Raw genomic sequence first — 18279 nt, 5'->3', positions numbered from 1 at the left:
AGAAGGCGCCGGCGGATCAGATCATGGTCCCCCGCCGCCTTCGCCATGGACTCGTCAGGCCGGCGCTACTGGTGATCATTGGGGGACGGGGCCTCGCCCTTGGGGTGACCGCGCAGACCGTCGATGCTGACGAGCACGGCCCCGGTATCCGAGACGGCGGTACAACGGAAGGCGGCGTCTTCGGAAGGGCCGGTGCCGGCCGGGGCGGGTTCCGGCGTGCTGAGCAGGTGGACGGGCGCCGCCGCGGCCACTTCGGCGTCGGGACCCGGCCGGTGGAAGGTCACCCGGTGGAAGGACTTCAGCGCGAAGACGGGGATTCCCCGCGGCGTGCGGGCGTTCAGGACCGAGATCCTGGCCAGCGCGTCGAAGAGGAACGCGGGGGTGTGGAAGGCGTGGAAGGGGAGGTCGGACAGCTCGGACGGCAGGCGGAACCGTCCATAGGCGTGCCCGTCGTACACGGCGGCGGCGTCAGTGGTGACGAAGGGTCCGGTGAGCGCGATCGAGCCGTTGGGCAGGTAGTAGGGGTCCGGAAGGGATTCCGCCGAAGCCGGTGGCAGCGGGACGGGCGCGGACGCCGGTTCGGCCGCCGGGGCGAGCACGACCGTGCAGGTGGTGTAGACGCGGTCGGCTTCCAGGACCTCGCCGGAGGGGGTCCGGACATCGCTGCTGAAGGTGACGGCGACCCGGGTTTCGGCCGGGTCGTCGGCGATCGTCTCGAGCCCGATCCGGAAGGCGGCGTCCCCGTGGCGCGGGTGCGTCTTCACGAAGTGGGTGAACTCGCCGTCGAGCACCGCGACCGGCACCAGCGACGGGTGCAGCGTGGTGGCCGCCTCCACCGCCATCTCCACCAGGAAGGTGCCGGGCACCGTGGGCCGGCCGTCCACGAGGTGGTCCATCAGGTAGGGGTGGCGGCCGACGTCGATGGAGCAGTCGAGGGTCGCCGAATCGCCTGACGGGAAGGGCCCCGGTCCCAGCAGCGGGTAGGTGCGGGGAGTGTCGGTGCGGAGGCCGGGGAACCGCTGCCCGACCACGGCCATGTCCCCTGGGCCGAGCAGCACGGTGTAGGGCGGGTGCGGGGCGTCGGCGAGCTCGGCGCGGAAGAGCCGGACGCCCTCCTCGGTGGTGATCCGGGAGAGTCCCGTGCGGGCGAGCCGCCGTTGCAGCATCGGGTCGGAGGCCAGTCCGGTGTCGCGCCAGACGGGCCAGCCGATGGTGAAGTGGTCCTGGCCGCGCGCGTTCGCCTGGCAGGCGGCGGTGGCGAGGTAGTCGTTCGCCGCGGCGTAGTCGAGTTCGCCGGGCTGGCCGGCGAGCGCGGCGATGGACCCGAAGTTGATCCAGCGCGCGGGCGGCCGGTCGGCGAGCGCCTCGGTCAGGTTGTGGTGCCCGCGGACCTTGATGTCGCGGACGCGCCGGAAGTCATCGAACGGCTTGCGGGGTGTCTCGGCGGGCCGGTTGGCTCCGGCCGCGAACAACAGCAGGTCGATGTGCGGCGTCTCGGCGTGGATCCGCTCAACGGCGCGGCCGACCGCTGCGCGGTCGCGGACGTCGCAGGTCAGGTAGGTGACCCTGTCCTTTCCGGCGACGTCGGCCAAGGCGGCCAGACTGCGCCGGGAGTCGCCGAGCGCGCGCAGGCGATCGTATTGCGAGACCGCCTCGGGGATGGAGAGTTCCGGGTCGCGGTCGCGGGCCTGCTTGATGTAGCCGGCCCGGTCGGCCGCCTCCGCCGGGTCGGGTTCGTCGCCGATCGGGCTGCTGCCGAGGATCCACATCCGCGGCCGTGCCTCTTCGGCGAGGTCCTTCAGCAGCTCGGCGGTGATGCCGCGCGAGCCGCCGACGGCCACCACGACACTGGAGGACTCCAGCGGCGGCGCGGGCTCGTCCGGGGCGGTCAGCGGGATCAGGCGCGTCTCCTGCCGTTGTCCGGGGGAGGGGTGCACCACGACGGGGGTGGCGCGCTGGGCGCCCAGTTCCTCCTCCAGTTCGCGCAGCGCGTCGGTGGGGTGCGGCGTGCCGGTGACGAGGCAGAGCAGGTCGGCTTCGGGCCAGTCGCAGGCGAGGGTCTTGACGAAGCCGGTGAACATTCCTGCCGCGGCGGCGGGCAGTTCTCGCTCGATCGCGTCGCACAGCACGATGGCCGTGCTTCCGCCCGCCAGGTCGTCGAACAGTTCCTTGACCGTCAGGAACGCCAGGTCGTGCAGGTCGATGAGCCGCTCGGTGGCCGCGGTCGTCGCCACGATCCGCAGGTGGCGCGGCCGCCAGGGAAGCGACGCGAGGGCCGGACCCGCCTCGGACGCCGCCGAGAGCGTCAGGTGGCGCCCGGGCGGCATGCGGTCGGTGAGCGCGGCGGGGGCGTCGGTGAGGATCACGCAGTCGTCGGGGAAGAGGGGCACGGTCCGCCCGGCCCGCTCCGCCGGAACAGGATGGAGTTCGACGGTGAAACGTGCGACGGTCTCCTCCGCGGCGGATCGCCGGGCGGGCTCGTGAGCGGGCTCCGAGGCCGTGACGGTCAGGCGCGCGGTCCGCTCGGTGAGGGGATCGGTCCAGGCCAGCGACGCGCTCTGCCGCCGGAGCAGGTGCCCGAGCACGGTGAACGCCGAATCGGCCGCCAGAAGGCTGGGACCCGGCGGCGGTGCCGTGGCCTCGGCCTGCTCGCCGCCACCCGGCTCGATCCGTCCCAGGGGGGTGAGGTCGAAGCGTTCGGCGATGCTCCGCCGGGTCAGGGCGAGGCACAGCGCGCCTTCGGCGAGCCCGTCCGCGCCGGGGCCGAGCGCCGGGCGGACCAGGTCCTCCCAGGAGGGCCGGGCGTTGCCGTTCACGGCCACGACCAGGGCGAGGTCGAGATCACCCGAACGCAGGTAGTCGCAGGCCACGGCGAGCGCGTCGATGCCCGAGGCGGTCCCGCTGTCGATGCCCATCGTGAGCCCGTGGACGTCCAGCGCCATGGCCACCCGCGCGGGTGCCAGCCCCGGCGCGGAGCCCGGGTAGGAGTCCTCGGTCGGCGCGTCGATGCCGGTGGTGGCGAGTTCGGTCAGCTCCGCGAACGCCGCCCTGGCCTGCGGGCTCGCACCGGGCTCCGCGTCGAGCGCGGCGCCGAGCCCGGCCAGCGCGCAGCGCAGCGCGTACCCGCAGGCGTGGTGGGTGAGGCCGGTGTGCGCCCCGATGACGCCGGCGGTGTCGCCCAGGGCGTCCCAGACGCCGCCCAGCCGGTCGCGCAGGCCGTCGGCCGCCAGCAGCGCCAGGCGCTGCACGGCGTCGATGCGGTCCTGGCCGCCCGGCGGCATGGGCAACATGCGGAAGGGGACCTCGGGCAGTTCGCGGAAGCGGGCGGGCCAGCCGGGCGTCCCGCCGTCCAGCCAGCGGGCGATCTCCTCCCGGCCGGGGGCGCCGGGCAGGACGGCGTTCCAGCCGACCGCCACAACGGGATCGTCGTCCTTGGCGGGATGCGGAGCGGGACGCAGGGAGGGGTGCGGCTCGGTGACGACCGCGTGCGCGTTGGTGCCGCCGAAGCCGAAGGAGTTGACGCCGCCCTGGCGCGGCCGGTACCGGCCGCGGGCGGGCCAGGGCACCGGTTCGCCGGGGATGCGCATGCCGTGCGGCAGGTCCCAGGAGCGCGGCGGCCGGGCCGGCGGGCGCTGGGCGGGGATGCGCTCCTGCTCGAGGCCGAGGAGGAGGTGGATGAGCGACACGACCCCGGCCGACCAGCCGGTATGTCCGATAAGGGACTTGTTGGAGGTGACGGCCATGCGCCCGGGACCGTGGAACATGTCCTTGAGGGAACCGATCTCGACGAGGTCGCCGGCGGGTGTTCCGGTACCGTGCGCCACGGTCCAGCCGGTGTCGGCGGGATCGCGTCCGCCACGGTAGGCGCGCCGTAGGGCGAGGACCTGCCCGTCGCCGTTCGGCGCGTAGATCGCCTTGCCCTTGCCGTCGCACGAGATCCCGATGCCGGTGATGACCCCGTGGATCCGGTCGCCGTCGGCGCGGGCCCGCTCCAGGGTCTTCAGCACCACGACGGCGGCGCCGTCGGAGAACAGCGTGCCGTCCGCCTCCTCGCTGAAGGCGTGCAGGCCGCCGGTCTCGCTGAGCCCCTTCAGCTTCGAGAACAGTGTCATCACGCGGGGCGTGACCGCGAAGGTCCCGCCGCAGACGGCGATGTCGCAGGCTCCCGAGCGCAGCCGGCGCATGCCGAGGTCGACCGCGTACAGCGACGAGCTGCAGGCCGTGTCGACCGTCAGCGTGTCGATGCCGGGCGGCAGCAGCGAATCCGCGGCGTCCCGGACGCTGACGTGCGGCAGGCTGCGTTCGGGCCGGGTGCGGGCGTGCTTGAGGTGCCGTTCGGCGATGCCGGCCAGTTCCCCGCCGCCCGGGTGGTCGGCGAGCAGGTCGCGGATCGCGGCCAGGACGGCGGACTCCTCCAGATGCTGGCTGCCATCGGGCGTCGCCCCGACCAGCAGCGCGACCCTGTCGCCGGTTCGCGCCGTCCGGTCGTGCCACGCCTGGCCGAGTGCGGTGCGCAGCCAGGCGGTGGTGTAGTCCTCTTCGCGGGTCGCCTCGTCCACCCGCGTGGTGACGAAGCCGAAGGCGGAGGCGTAGTTGCGGTCGGGGCTGTCGGGGTCCGCCGAGTGGTGGGCGGCCAGGGACCAGCGCTCGCCGGGCTCGCGGAAGACCGGCTCGCCCGCCTGGAGCAGCCGCCACAACGCACCGGGATCGGCGGCGCCGGGGACGACCGCGCCGATGCCGACGATCGCGACGGCCTCGCCGGCATCGATCTCCTCCTCGCCGGACGCGGCGGCGTCGTCCTGACCGGCCCGGGGTCCGGCGGCGGCCTCCGGCGCGGCGTGCCGGTAGGCGGGCGGGGTCAGCAGCGGCGCGCCGAGCGACAGCCCCCCGTCGACCAGCACCGTCTGACCGGTGATCATGGCGGCCTGCGGGGAGGCGAGGAAGAGCACCAGGTCCGCGTACTCCTCGGCGGTCACCAGCCTGCCGAGCGGCGCCGCCTCCTCCACCACCCGCCGGAACCGGTCGTGGTCGGGGAACAGGCCGAGCACCTCGCCGTCGACCGGCATGCTGGAGGCGCAGTTGACGCGGATGCCCGCGGGCGCCAGTTCCACCGACAGATAGCGGGTGGCCGCCTCCACCGCCGCCTTGGCGACGCCGACGGCCGCGTAGTTCCCCATGACCATGGTGGCGCCGATGGACGACAGGTTGACGACGGCGCCGCCGTCCATGATCCCGGCGGCTTGCAGCGAGAGATCGACCGTGCCCTGCACGCAGGTCCGCCAGGTCCGCGTCCATTCGCGCTCGGTCAGCTCCTCCATGGGCCGCAGCCACCTGGCGGCCGCGTTGTTGACCAGGACGTCCAGCCTGCCGGCCCGCCGGCCCACCTGGTCGAGCATGCGCCGGACGTGCTCGGGCTTGGCGACCGAACCGCGCAGCGACTCCACGTCGGCGCCCTCGGCGCGCAGCTCCCGCACCGTCCGTTCCGCCTCGTCACCGGAATGGAACCAGTTGACGAACACCTGGGCTCCGGCCAGCGCGAACCGGCGGCTGATGGTCTTGCCGACGCCCCGGCCGCCGCCGGACACCAGGACGACCTTGCCGCGGAAATCAGGCACGACGGCTCACCCCTCGCCCTCGTCGGCGGTCATCCGGCTCCGGACCGCCTCGGCGACGGCCTCCAGTGTCGGATGGTCGGCGATGTTCACCTCGTCGTCGGTGGACAGGCCGAACCGTTCGGCGACCTTGGTCAGCAGGGTGGTCTGCTTGAGCGAGTCGATGCCGAGATCGGCCTCGAGGTCGGCGCCGGCCTCGAACGCCTCGACCGGGTACTCCAGGGACTCGGCGTAGAGCTCACGCAGGGTCTGCAGGACGTCGCCCGGCTCCGCGCTTTCGGAGCGGTCCGCCGGTTCGGGCTCCGCCGGAGCGGGCTCTGCCGGAGCGGGCTCCGCTGGTTCGGGCTCCGCCGGAGCGGGGCGCGGGCTCGGTTCGGGCTTATCGGGGGAGCTCTCGGCGGTTTCCCCGGCGGGCCGCGGCGGCTCCGGTCCGGTGTCCCAGGTGGAGGTCCGGACCGAGGGGACGGTCTGGCCGGCCAGTCCCGCCGTCGCCCGGCCCACGCCGCATTCGACGAAGTGCCGGGCACCGCGCTCGTGCAGGCTCCGTACCGCCGCCATCAGTTCCACCGGCGCGACGAACTGGTCGGCCAGCAGAACGGCCAGGTCGTCATCGTCGCCGACGAAGCGCGCCAGCAGCGGCGAGTACACCAGACGGGAGAGGGGGCGCTGCGGGATGCCGGTGATGCCGGACCGGTAGGCGGCGACGGCACGGGCCATGCGGGGGCTGTGGAAAGGGAAGGGCGCGTGGAGGCGGGTGAAGGGCACCTCCAGCGCCCCGGCGAGGGCCTCGACGCGTGCCAGCGCCCGGTCCGGGCCGGACACGACGGTCTGGCCGGGCGCGTTGCGGCACGCGACCGCGACGGCCGGATCGTCGGCCAGCCGCAGCAGGGCCTCGGTCCGCGCGGCGTCCAGCCCGAGCGCGGCCATGCCGCCGTCGCCGGAGTTCAGGCCGGCGAGCGCGGCGTTGCGGGCCAGCAGCACCCGGGTGCCGTCGGCGACGGAGTAGCCGCCCGCGCAGGTGAACGCGGCGTTCTCCCCGCCGCTGTGTCCCATCAGGACGGTGTCGTCGCGAAGGTCCTGCTGGTTGGCCGCCCACATCGCGACCGAGGCCGCGAAGATCCCCAGCTGCAGGCCGTCCGGATGCAGCCGCGCGAGCTCTGCCAGCGACAGGCCCGGCTCGGCGGCGACGAGCTGGTCCAGCAGCCCTCCCGACGCTGCGCCCACCTCCTCCAAGGCCGCCGCGGCCTCCGGGGACGCCTCGCTGAGCGCTGGCAGGACTCCGGGGCGATAGGCGCCCTGGCCGGGGAAAAGGAGGACGGTCAGTTCGGTGTCCATGCCCGGGCCTTCCGGATGAGGAGGGACATGCCGGCGCCCGGTTCATACGCGCCGGCCCTCGACGGCGCGGCGCCATGGGATCGGGAGAAACGGATCGAGAAAGACATGGGTCGGCTCTTTCGCGGGATAGAGGATCGATTCGGTGGGTTCATTGCGGCAGGTCGTGCCGTAAGCAGGGTTCTGCGGTACCGAGATGCTCGAACACGGCGACCGGTACGTTCCGGGTGGTGGCAGGCCGGATGATCTCGTCGACCGTCAGCCGTTCGGCGGCCGGATCCCGCCGGCGCAGGATGCCGACCGCGCTCGGAGCGCCCATCGCCGCGATCTGAGCGGTCGGCCACGCGTACACCGCGTCGTCGCCCGGCCGGCGCGATGGCCTCCGTCCCGTTCCGGCCGGCGGGATGCACCGGTCCCGGAGAACGCTCAGGGACCCGGTGCCCGCCGCCCTCCGGCGCGGCCTCGCCGATCGGCGAGGACAGGGCCGGACTGCCGGACTCGGCGAGTTCCACCACCCGACGACGGCGATCGCTCTCATTCTGGGCAGGACCGGCCATGGAACACCTCTTGCTGGACGACGCCGCGGTTTCGTCACTTGAACCGTTGTTCGAAGGGGGTGACCGAAATACTTGTTTTCGCGGTGGAAGCCGTGCCCTATGTCACCTCTGACGATGGGGATAAACATTTTCTTTTAGCGCACGCTCACCTCTGCGAACGGCAGTAACTGGCATGGCCACAGTGCTCACTGTTTTTTGGTATTCCGACGAGGCCGATGCTCTCGCCCGGCGGGCCGGCGTTGATTTTCGGGGCCGCCCGCCATCGCTCCTGCCGGCACCGGCTGCCTGGACTCCGGCCGTGGCCGTCGCTCGCGCTGCCCTGGTCGACGGCAGTGAGCTGATTCCAACTTGATCTTGCTGGTCACAAAGTGGTGCGGTCGGTGCGGAGTGGTCTATGGCCAGAGAGTTCCTGGTGGATCGAGGTGTGCGACGACCTTGACTGCAAAGGGGGGCTCCGATGCTGCTGTCTTTCTCGGCCCGCACGTTCATGGCCGACTCGATCGGCGGGCACCGGATCCAGGCCCGGTCACGGTGGCGGCGGCTGCCGCCCGGTCGTCAGGCGCTGCCGGGTGCCGGTGCGCCTGCGCCGCAACGAGACCTTCGACCGGCTGTACTGCTCGGAAAGCACCGCCGCCACGGCGTGAACGTCCCGTTCATCACCGGTCCGGATGGCCGGCCGATCTGGGCGGCACCGGCTCTGCCTGGCTCGACCCCATGACCTGACCGCAGTGCGCGCGCACGGCTTGAACGTCGTTGTCCAAGCCATCCTCACCCTCCGCCACACCAGCGGAGGATGGAATCAGCTCAGTGGATCGGCGCGTTCGCCGGGTTGCTGGCGCGGGGCGGTCCGCTGATCGCCGATGGCCGGCCGGGGCGTCCGTGGGCGTTGCCGCCAGCCGCTCAGGTGCTGCTGGTGGCGGTGTACCGGCACACCGACCTGGCGTTGCGGCAGGTCGGGCCACTTCGCGGGCGCGATGTCATGGCCGATGGCCTCTACCTGCACGACCTCACCCTCACCGGGTGGCCATCCATCGACCACGACCATCACAGCCCGCTTCACAACACAGTGACGAGACGGCCTTCAGTGGTTCGAGCATGGGCATGTCGCCCCTCCTTGCCCCTGAGGGCGCGTTCCGGAGCGTCAGGCCGTTTCGGTCGTCCTGTAAGTTCACCCGGCCCTGATGTCCGGGCTAGACGATTCTTTCGGCCGCCGATAGCTTATACAGACTTCTGTCAAGCGAAGTCAGGGAGAAAGTTACTAACAATCGAATGTGGCGACCACGCCTCATGGTTTCATATATCGTGGACACTCAAGGGCTCCTTGACTTCGCAGATTGCTCCACGCACGATATCACCGAGCACAGTAGTCGTATGCGTAGAAGGGAATGGTGATACTTCATAATCTCATCGAGTGCGCGCGCTTGCTTCGGGAACGGCTCCCGGTCTTGGACGACTTCCATCCCCGTTCGGACGCTGCGGCCGGGCAGGACGTTCGCGATGAGTGACACCCGTGTTCGTACATTTCATCGGCGGTAGGCGTTCGAATCAGCCTTGTCGCATCTCCAGCAGCGGGTAGCCGGCATAGCCGTGTGCGCCATCGCTGAACGCACGTCGCTCTGTGCAAGTTCGGTGGCAGAAACCGGCCTGAACTCATCTTTTCATTTGTCGCCGGCGCGCAAGGCGGCCAAGCATGTTCCGCGCGATCCGCGGGCCGGGCGGCCGCCAACAGACGGGCCGGCGAGGTCCGGAAGGAGTAGGACCGAGATGACCGACGTTCGTACGACATCGCTTGTCCACCTGAGGCCGATACGTCCGCGCCGCGTCAGCTTCGGTCTGGGAACCGACGAGGCGACTCCTCGGCACTTCATGCGAGGCGACCTGGTGATGAGCCATGTCGTCGCAGCGCTGTCGGCGGTGTTCCCGGAGGGGGAGGCCTACTTCATCCGCACCGTTCGCAACTATCGCGACCAGGTCACCGACCCAGGACTGAAGGAGCAGGTCACCGGGTTCGTCGCGCAGGAGGCCGCCCATCGACGCGAGCACCGTCAGTTCAACGACCGGCTCGCGGCGCTGGGGTATCCCACCCCCCTCGTCGACCGGCTCACCCGCTACGTTTTCGGGCTCACCGAGAAGTCGGTGCCGCGCAACGTCCAGCTCGCCGTCACGGCGGCGCTGGAACACTACACCGCGACCCTGGCCGAGGTGCTGCTCACCGATCCTGACGCCCAGAAGCTCTTCGGCGACGACGAGATCCGGACGATGTTCCTGTGGCATGCCCTGGAGGAGGTCGAGCACAAGGCGGTGGCGTTCGACGTCTACCAGGTGATCGGCGGCGGCCCGTTGCTGCGGGCCTGGACGATGCGGCTGGTCAGCCTCTCCTTCGTCGGCTCGATCTCTTTCAGCGCCGCGCTGTCGATGGCCCTGGACCCGGCGGCCTACGACCCGCGGCGTCTGCTGCCCAGCGTCGTCAGGCTGCGTCGTTCGCCATGGCTGCGGCGCGACACGCTCCGTCGGATCCAGGACTATCAACGGGCCGACTTCCATCCCGGCGACCGCGAGACCGCGGCCTTGGTCGCGCGTTGGAGCGACGAGCTCAGTCCCCGGATCGGAAAGCCCGTCTCCATGGCCCGCCATGGAGAGCCTCAGCCCGGATCCCCGGCCGATGGTCGTCGACCGGATCGGTAGTGCAGGTCCGGGGCACTCGTCCGGCCGCTTGCCATCGAGCCGACCGGGCCGGCTCCGACGTCCGAACGGTGCAAACCGGCCAAGTCATCGTCCGCCCTGACCGGTGCTGCCGTCCGATCACTTGGCCGAACGCTCTCGGCGAGCAGCGTGAGAGGCCGGCGCGCGGTTTCGCTGACGCGCTCGGTCCGCCTCTGGTGTCGCGCCGAAGCCGACCTTCGTGCTCCTGGCACCGCTGCGGCCGACAGACCCGCTTCTCGTGAGTCGACCGCTTGTGTGCGCGGCGTCGCGGGTCTTGTACGGTGCCGCTGCACGACAAGCCGTGCGACAACGGCGGCGGAGCACGCCACAACACCCTACGGACCTGCCTTTGGAACACGCCCTAGCCGGGCGGGGCAGACAGCGGCGCATGCAAGGCCGGCTGTCGCGGCCGCGGCAGCCCGCAGCAACGCCTCTCTCGTTCAGGATGCCCGCGTAGCTGCGCAGAAGGCCGTGATGCCACAGCCGGGCGCCAAGAGCGCTGCCAAGGCCGCCGAAGCCGGTGATCAGGCTTCCCAGGCCACGAACGCGGCTGCGTGCGCCGGTGCCAACGCCGCAGCGGCGAGCGACGCCGGCAACTGGGCGGTGAATCCGGTGCCAAGCAGCAGGGGGTGCAGGCGGCCGCTGCACGGGCACAACGACTCACTGAGCAAGCTACGCGGGCGGCCAACGCCGCATCTGTCAACTCTGCCAAGGCCGCTGAGGACGCCGCCGGCAAGGCCCTCAAGACCATCCGGGCTACGCGCCCCGACGGCGCCCCGATCTACGTGGTCTTGGACAACCTGTCGTCCAACAAGACCCCCGCCATCCGCACCTGGTCGCGCAAGAACAAGGTCGAGCTGCGCTTCACCCCGACCGGCGCGTCCTGAGCCCACCCGATTGAGGCCCAGTTCGCGGACCGCTGCGCACCTTCACGATGGGCAACCCCGCCCCCCCGTCTTGGCCCGCAGGCTGCAGCGATACCTACGCTGGCGCAACACCGGCAACGCTGGGGCCGCCCGTGTCCCAAGGCCGCATGAACAAACCCGGTGAACCCAAGCGGTCAACTCACTGGCGGCATCCCTGACGGCCCGTTCGGCATGCACCGAAACGTCGGGGCCGCACGCCCGCACACATTTTGTTGATCTACGGCCGAGGGGCGAAGGGATTCTAATTTCCAGGCGGCCTTTCCGCCAACGGCCAGCTCACAGGCATGGCCTCAACTATTCGTCTGCCGCTGCCCACATTCCCGTGCAATCGGCGGTCAGAAGGATTATGGATCAATCCTAAAGTCTGCTGTCGAAGCATTTGCCGACCCCTCGCTATAAGGTAACACTATAGTTGCCATATCGGAAATGGGTTATTCCCCAAGGTGGCGCATAAGGGGCATCATGGTGGAAATAGTCGCAGGTGACCGGCGCTAATATCACTGGCCGCCATCGTACATGCTTTCCGAAGTGGCTTCCGGTCTTATGTCAGGAACCCTGGAAATCGTTCCCGGCAGAGGAGGCCGGCCGATTCCAGTGGCCGGACCTGTCCGGACATCCACTCGGGCGTGGCGACGAGCAGCCTGGGATATGGGGTCCCGGAAGTATGGGAGGAAATGGAACGGCAGGTGCGCACCGGCGTGGTGCGCCTGTCACCGTTCTGCATTGACGGACGCGCGTGGAGACGGCCGAGCGGATCGCTGCGCTGTCGGGTATCTCCGACGCCGTGTGCTCGTGGCGCTGGTGGTCCAGGCGGCCGAGCGGCGCCCGGAATGCTCGGCGGTGACCGGCGACCGTCTTCTATTGCGCTCCGGCAGCGGTCTTTCGGGCCGACGATGCCATGCGCACCAGGGACGTCGGGCGCGCCGCGGCCACTGGCATGTCAGCGTTCCCCTGAAGCCGACGATAGGGGATGGGAGGACTCTGATTTAATCGGTTTCGCATAGCCGAAATGTTGAGCAAGCAATTCTTCTATTGGTGTCAGAAGTTGGCGCCGGCGCTGTGCTCATGTCGGGCGGCCCAGTCGTTGGAGGCAAAAAGGATGGGTTATACGGGAAATTATCAGGGTCAGGTTTTCAAGGAGGGCGGAAGCCGGTTTCCGTTCGGGGTGACCGAACTGGAAGAGGCCGCCCGTCGAGCGCTGTCGACGCGGTCGTTCGACTACATCGCGGGCGCGGCCGGACGGGGATTGACCGCAGCGGCCAATCTGGACGCCTTCGCCCGCTGGGGGCTGAGGTACCGGGTTCTGCGGGAAGGGACTGCGGTCGACACCTCGGTGAGGCTGCTGGGCACGCCGATGAGCATGCCGGTGCTACTGGCCCCGGCAGGGGTCGCCGACCTCGCCGATCCCGGCGCCGAGTGCGCCGCGGCGCGGGCGGCGGCTGAGGCCGGCGTGACCCAGGTGTTGTCGACGTCGGCCTCAACGTCGCTGGAGCAGGTCGCCCAGGCCGCTCCCGAGGCTCCCAAGTGGTTCCAGTTCGCCTGGCCCGACGATGAGAAGCTGGCGCGCTCGTTCATCGCCCGCGCCGAAGCCGCCGGCTACAGCGCGATCATGCTGATGGGCGACTGTTACACGGCCGGGTGGCGGCCCCGGGAGTTGGCGGCGGGATTCTCTCCGTTCCAGCATGGTTACGGCTTGGACAACTACTTGTCCGACCCGCGTTTTTGGGAACTGGCCGGACTCAGCCACGGCGGCACTGACATCCGAAACGATCCCGCCCGTCTGGAGAAGGCGGTCGCGACCTGGAACCGCATCTTCACCAAACCCAGCCTGACCCCCGCCGACCTGTCGGTCCTGCGGTCCTGGACCAAGCTGCCGATCGCGGTCAAGGGCGTTTGCCGTCCGGAGGAGGCGGCACAGCTGGTCGATGCCGGTGCCGATGCCATCGTGGTGTCCAATCACGGCGGGCGTCAGCTTGACAGCGGAGTGGCGGCGCTGGACTGCCTGGCGCCGGTGGTGGCCGAGGTCGCGGGCCGCGTTCCGGTGCTGTTCGACTCCGGAGTACGTACCGGCACCGACGTGCTGATCGCTCTGGCCCTGGGGGCGAGTGCCGTCATGATCGGCCGGCCGTGGCTTTACGGCCTGGCGGTGGGCGGTCAAGCCGGCGTCGAGCATGTCCTGCGGTGTCTGCAGGCCGAGTTCAACGATGCGTTGGAACTGACCGGCCACCACCGGTGCGACACCCTGTCCGCAGCGGACCTGACTCCCCTGCCTGCGCACGGGAGGGAAGGGACATGAACCGGCGGCCCGAGCGTTACGGCGACGCACTGTTCAGCCATGCCGCTGCCGGGGAGAGGACACCGCCTGACCGCTTTGAGTGATGTGCTGGACCCGGCCTCCTTCGAGGTACCGGCAGCTTTGCCGCGCCGGCCGGGAACGCGTTGCTTGGAACTGGGGGGCCGGCGCCGGCACCGTGGCGCGCTGGATGGCCGAACACCTCCCCAGGGTCGAGATCACCGCCATGGGCACCATTCATGAACTCGCCGACACCACCACCTGCGACGCGCTCGGCCGTCCCCTCTCAGCCGACGACACCGTGATGTGGGCATCGTCGATCGCTTGCGGACGCTGCCACTACTGCCAGGACCTGCGCTGACCGACACTGTGCGCCCACGACGCACCTACGGGATCAACCGCCCCACCACCGGCTCCCCTGGCCAGGGGACCGACTTCATCACGCTGGAAGCCGGAACGACGTGATCGGCCTCAGTCCGTAGATCGACCCGCTCGCTGCCATGTCCCTGGCCTGCGCCGGACCGACCATGGCGCAAGTCCTGGGAGAGCGGTGCCCAGCCAGACTCGGCCAGACCGTCGTGGTGCAGGGCAGCGGCCCCGTCGGTCTGGCCGCCGCCGCTTTGGCGCAACTGTCAGGCGCCTTCGTCATTCTGGTGGGGGACCGCCCGCCCGCCTGGAAGCAGCCCGAGCCGCAGGTATCGGCGATCAGCACGTGGAGGTCGCCCCATCCGGCGATCTCACCACCGCCCAAGCGACGATCCTGGATCTCGCCGGCGGCCTAGGTCGTGTTTCGAAGTCTGCTGTGTGGTGGTGTGTCGCGATCGCCGACGCATGAGGTCTCCGGTGGCAGGTTCAGTGACCAGGCAGTGCCGGAGACCTGGTGGCCGGCCTGGCGGTGACGAGGCGGTTCGATCTGACCGAGGCGCAGTGGACGGTCCTGGAGCCGCTGCGGCCCGTCCCCGATCGGCCGGGCCGTCCGTTGCGGTGGACCGAACGCCGGCTCATCGACGCCATCCGCCGGCGGGTGCGGGTAGGCACGTCAGCGGGACGTGCCTGCCCTGGCTCCTGGCAAGCGGTCTGCTCGTTGTTTCGCCGCTGGCAGCGGGCCGGGATCTGGGATCAGATCCTGACCGGTCCGCAGGCCCGCGCCGATGCCGCCGGACTGATCGACTGGCGGGTCGGGGGACTCCATCATCGCCCGCGCTCACCCGCCCGCCGCCGGTGCCCGTACCGGCCTCCAGCAGGACCCGGCGGGCGGCGTCGGCTCCTGCTGCGGGCCGGCCGACCACAGGCTGGGACGCTCGCGCGGCGGGCCGGCCACCAAAATCCATGTGCCTGCGAGCAGGGCCGCCGGGTGCTGGCGATGGCCGGGCAACGCGGCGACTCGCCCTAGTTGCGGCCGGTGCTGGAGGCGATCGCGGTGCCGCGGATCGGGCCCGGGCGCACCCGCCCGGTGCGGGTGCGGGCCGATAAGGCCTACTCCCCATGCGCCGATCGTGCCTACCTGCGCTGTCGTGGCATCGGTGCCACGATCGCGCAACCGGCCGGCCAGATCGGCCACCGCCGACGGCGCGGCCGCGCCGGTGGACGGCCACGGCATTCTGCGCCACCGACCACAAGGTCCGGCACGCGGTGGAGTGCGGCATCGACCGCCACCGCGCCGTGGCCATCCGGTACGACGAACTCGCCGTCCGCTACCAGGCCATCGTCAACATCGCCTGCATCAACGACCGGCTTTGAAACACGCCCTAGTACCACGTCAGCAGGGCCGCGCCCGCGGTCATGCCACCGCCCACGCTCGCGAACATGACGCGCGCACCGCGTTCCAGAGGCTTGGCTCGCACGCTCTCGTTCAGGGTCACCAGCAACGAAGCCGCCGCGCTGTTGCCGTAAAGGCTCCCGGTGACCGGAACGAGCGTGGGATCCACGGCGAGCAGCCGGGACAACTCCTCCAGTAGCCGCGGGTTGGCCTGGTGGAGGATCCACCGGTCGATGTCCCGTGCCCGCAGACCGGCCTCGTCGAGCACTTCCGAGATCAGTTCCGGCAGTATGCGGATGACGTACTCGCGCACTTCCGGACCGTGCATCCGGAACCTGTCCAGCCTTCCCGCCAGGGCCGCGCCATCGATCGGTTGCCGCGTCCCGCCCGCGGTCACCTCGACGTAGTGGGCGAATTCGCCGTGGGCGGTGAGCCGGTAGGGGCCGAGCCCGAAGCCGTCGGGCACCCGCCCCAGCAGTACCGCGCCGGCGCCGTCCCCGAACAGGCTGGCGGTACGGCGGTCACGGCCATCCACGATCTTGCTGTACATGTCCGCCGCGACGAGCAGTACCGGCGTTCCCTCCTGGAAGGAGGAGAAGGCGGCGCCGGTGACCAGTCCGTACAGGGCTCCGCTGCATACGGCATTGATGTCCAGGGCAGGGAAGCCCCCCAGGCCGAGCCGTCCCTGCAGGATGGCGGCCGTGGCCGGTTGCGGCTGGTCCGGTGTCGATGTCGCCACGATCATCGCCGCCAGACGCCCGAGCGCCTGCGGGCACTGCGTCTCCAGATCCCTGACGGCGCGCACCGCCAGGTCGGAGGTCCGCGCCCCCTCCGGCGCGTACCGGCGTTCGAAGACGCCGGTGCGCTCATCGATCCAGGATTCGGGTACGTCCGTCCACTGGGCGACCGTGGCGTTGTCGACGATCTCTTCCGGCACGTACGCACCGGTGCCCAAGATTCCGATGCCCATCTGTGGTTCCCTCCGCCGCACGGGTCGATCGCTGGTCTCCCCGGGGGGATACGTCCGCGGCGTGTACCGCACATTTCTTGCCGTTCCGCGCTTTCCGGCGAACAATTCGGTATCCGAGACCCGGGGAAGAGGATATGGAGCACCCGAAATCAATTTGCTGTCACGGGTCCATCCTTTGATCACTCAGCCTCATCTTTACATGGCAGTCATGGACTTGTAAAATATGATCATGGAGAATGAGGGAAAGATCGCTTTCGTTCTCAGCGGTGGCGGAAAGCTGGCCAGCACGGAACTGGGAATGCTGACCGCACTCGTCGAGGCGAGGGTGCGGCCGGACATCGTGATCGGCTCGTCCGCCGGCGCACTGATCGGTTCTGTGTTCGCAGGTTCTCCGGACCGGGACGGGCTCATCGCCGTACGAGGTCTCTGGGAGGACTTCCTGCTCGATGCCGACCTGCGGTGGGATGTTCGCGACGCCTTGGCCCGCCTGGTCTCAAGGGGGCGGCGCAGGCGTACCCAGCGAGCACTGCGCTCGGCTCTCGCCCGCTATCTGATGAGGGAATCCTTCGAAGAACTGCCTGTACATTTCGAGTGCGTCGGTCTCGACATGGTGGCCGGCCGGGAGGTCTGGTTCGATTCCGGTCCGCTCGTCCCGGCCCTGCTGGTGGCGGCTGCCGCGCCGGCCATCATGGAGCCGGTCAAAATCGGGGACACCTATTACTGCGACGGAGGCGTCGTCAACCCGTTCCCGATCGACCGCGCCGTCCGCCTGGGGGCCCGGACCATTTACTTCTTGCAGATCACCGACATGGAGAGGTCGCTGGGCTTTCCCCGTTCCCTGTGGGAGGTCGGGCTGACGGGAATGGTACTGCGCTGGCGCCACCAGAAGATGGTCGCCGGCCTCCCCCCTGACGTGACCGTGCACATGCTCCCCGTCGGCCGCGCGGATCCGTCGTCGGGACCGCAGGTGTTGCGACGCATCATGGGAATCGACCTCAGGGACCCCTATCAAGAGAGCGAGCGCCGTATCCGGGAGGCCTACCTGTCCACCAAGGCCTACCTGGCGACCAGCGCCAAACTGAGGTATTCGGGCCCCGCCGCCGTGTGGCAGGAGGCCGACCGGGACTAGGGCCGGGACGCGTGCCGCTCCAGCGGGGTCGCACGTAGGCCGGGACCGGGCCTCGATGACGCCGATGCCGGTCGCGAGCGCGCGAGGCTCGCGCGCGGCGCGGTGATGAGCCGCGTGCCGATGAACGGCGGAGGACGCGGAGTGACGATCAGCGACCGTCCCACGACCAGGGAAGAGGCTTTCATGAGTGAGTTCGCCAAGACCGTGGCCGTCATCACCGGCGGGACGAGGGGAATCGGCCGCGCCCTGGCCGGCACTCTCGCCCGTGCCGGCGCGACAGTGGTGTTCAGCTACCGCACCCGTGGCGACCTGGCCGAAAAGGTGCAAGCCCAGATCACCGCCGACGGCGGCCAGGCCCTGGCGCTGCAGAGCGACATCGAAGACCCGGACAGTGTCCGGCGCCTGCTCGCTGAGGCGGTCCAGACCTACGGCCGGCTGGACCACTTCGTGGCCAACGCGGCGGCGGGCCCGTTCAAACCCGTCTCCCGTCTGGACCCACATCACCTGGACCGCAGCTACGCCACCGGCGCACGCGCATTCGCGCTGGCGGCCCAGCACGCCGCCGAACTCATCATGTCGAGCACACCGGACGGCCGCATCGTGGCCGTATCCTCCTTCGGCGCCGACCAAGCGCTCCCGTACTACGCCGCGGTCGGCGTGCAGAAGGCCGCCATTGAGGCATGGGTGCGCTACCTCGCCTGCGCATACGCGCCTCGCCTCAACGTCAACGCCGTCAGCGGTGGCCTGATCGCGACCGATTCCCTCAGCCTCTACGCAGGCACGTCCGGAATGGACCTCGGCGAAGCCGCCACCTGCATCCCGGCGCGACGCCTGGGCACCGCTCAGGAGATCGCCGACACCATCGCCTTCCTGCTTTCCCCCCGCGCCTCCTACATCACCGGCCAGACGCTGACCGTCGACGGAGGCATGGCCGCCGCCTCGGCCGTTCCGCCGCACTTCGAAGTCTCCGGCGAACAGTCACCAGAATGACCCGTGCG

11 protein-coding genes and 2 pseudogenes are annotated in these 18279 nt (G+C 70.2%); 8 read left to right on the top strand and 5 right to left on the bottom strand.

Translation table 11 applies throughout. From position 1 onward, the window contains the following. Positions 1–65: 65 nt before the first annotated feature. The 3 genes from ACRB68_RS29730 to ACRB68_RS40330 all read right to left on the bottom strand — a co-directional run bounded on the left by ACRB68_RS29730 (position 66) and on the right by ACRB68_RS40330 (position 7263). Entirely contained in the window at positions 66–5615 is a 5550-nt protein-coding gene (locus ACRB68_RS29730; RefSeq protein ID WP_153538372.1) for an SDR family oxidoreductase, read from the bottom strand. A gap of 6 nt (positions 5616–5621) precedes the next feature. Beyond that, positions 5622–6947, bottom strand: coding sequence for an acyltransferase domain-containing protein (locus tag ACRB68_RS29725; RefSeq protein ID WP_153538370.1), 1326 nt, complete (start codon positions 6945–6947; stop codon positions 5622–5624). Positions 6948–7095: 148 nt separating this feature from the next. Next, positions 7096–7263 carry a hypothetical protein gene (locus ACRB68_RS40330; protein ID WP_194293548.1) on the bottom strand — a complete coding sequence of 56 codons (168 nt, stop codon included), beginning with the start codon at positions 7261–7263 and terminating at the stop codon, positions 7096–7098. Between the two features lie 860 nt (positions 7264–8123). On the opposite strand from ACRB68_RS40330, the pseudogene ACRB68_RS41640 reads away from it, so the two are divergent. Beyond that, positions 8124–8241 (top strand): annotated as a pseudogene (locus ACRB68_RS41640) (IS5/IS1182 family transposase); the annotation flags it as partial. Positions 8242–8300: 59 nt separating this feature from the next. Here ACRB68_RS41640 and ACRB68_RS29710 read toward each other — a convergent pair. Continuing rightward, positions 8301–8546 carry a hypothetical protein gene (locus ACRB68_RS29710; protein WP_153538364.1) on the bottom strand — a complete coding sequence of 82 codons (246 nt, stop codon included), beginning with the start codon at positions 8544–8546 and terminating at the stop codon, positions 8301–8303. Between the two features lie 719 nt (positions 8547–9265). Between ACRB68_RS29710 and ACRB68_RS29705 the strand changes: the two genes are divergently transcribed. From ACRB68_RS29705 to ACRB68_RS42890, 5 genes and pseudogenes are all read left to right on the top strand, one after another. Further along, complete coding sequence (locus ACRB68_RS29705) at positions 9266–10186, top strand: metal-dependent hydrolase (RefSeq protein ID WP_153538362.1); 921 nt, start codon at positions 9266–9268, stop codon at positions 10184–10186. Positions 10187–10938: 752 nt separating this feature from the next. Continuing rightward, a pseudogene (locus ACRB68_RS42895) lies at positions 10939–11200 on the top strand (IS630 family transposase); the annotation flags it as partial. A 1029-nt stretch (positions 11201–12229) separates the two neighbouring features. Beyond that, a complete protein-coding gene (locus tag ACRB68_RS29695; protein WP_153538360.1) occupies positions 12230–13426 on the top strand; it encodes an alpha-hydroxy-acid oxidizing protein in 1197 nt (398 codons plus the stop codon). A gap of 187 nt (positions 13427–13613) precedes the next feature. Then, positions 13614–13784 carry a hypothetical protein gene (locus ACRB68_RS29690; protein ID WP_153538358.1) on the top strand — a complete coding sequence of 57 codons (171 nt, stop codon included), beginning with the start codon at positions 13614–13616 and terminating at the stop codon, positions 13782–13784. 519 nt (positions 13785–14303) lie between these two features. Then, a complete protein-coding gene (locus ACRB68_RS42890; protein WP_207709859.1) occupies positions 14304–14816 on the top strand; it encodes a transposase in 513 nt (170 codons plus the stop codon). A gap of 355 nt (positions 14817–15171) precedes the next feature. On the opposite strand, the gene ACRB68_RS29680 is transcribed toward ACRB68_RS42890, so the two are convergent. Further along, the gene (locus tag ACRB68_RS29680; protein WP_153538356.1) at positions 15172–16152 is read right to left on the bottom strand and encodes a 3-oxoacyl-ACP synthase III family protein; all 981 of its coding nucleotides are present in this window, start codon (positions 16150–16152) and stop codon (positions 15172–15174) included. Between the two features lie 229 nt (positions 16153–16381). Here ACRB68_RS29680 and ACRB68_RS29675 point away from each other — a divergent pair, with 229 nt between their 5' ends. Together ACRB68_RS29675 and ACRB68_RS29670 are read left to right on the top strand one after the other, a co-directional pair. Next, the gene (locus ACRB68_RS29675) at positions 16382–17281 is read left to right on the top strand and encodes a patatin-like phospholipase family protein (protein WP_194293508.1); all 900 of its coding nucleotides are present in this window, start codon (positions 16382–16384) and stop codon (positions 17279–17281) included. A gap of 141 nt (positions 17282–17422) precedes the next feature. Further along, positions 17423–18271, top strand: a complete 849-nt coding sequence (locus ACRB68_RS29670; protein WP_207709858.1) for an SDR family oxidoreductase — start codon at positions 17423–17425, stop codon at positions 18269–18271. The last annotated feature ends 8 nt before the right edge of the window (positions 18272–18279 follow it).

This window comes from Actinomadura macrotermitis, from assembly GCF_009604375.1.
Classification (GTDB): domain Bacteria; phylum Actinomycetota; class Actinomycetes; order Streptosporangiales; family Streptosporangiaceae; genus Spirillospora; species Spirillospora macrotermitis.
This window is presented reverse-complemented; position numbering and strand designations above follow the sequence as displayed.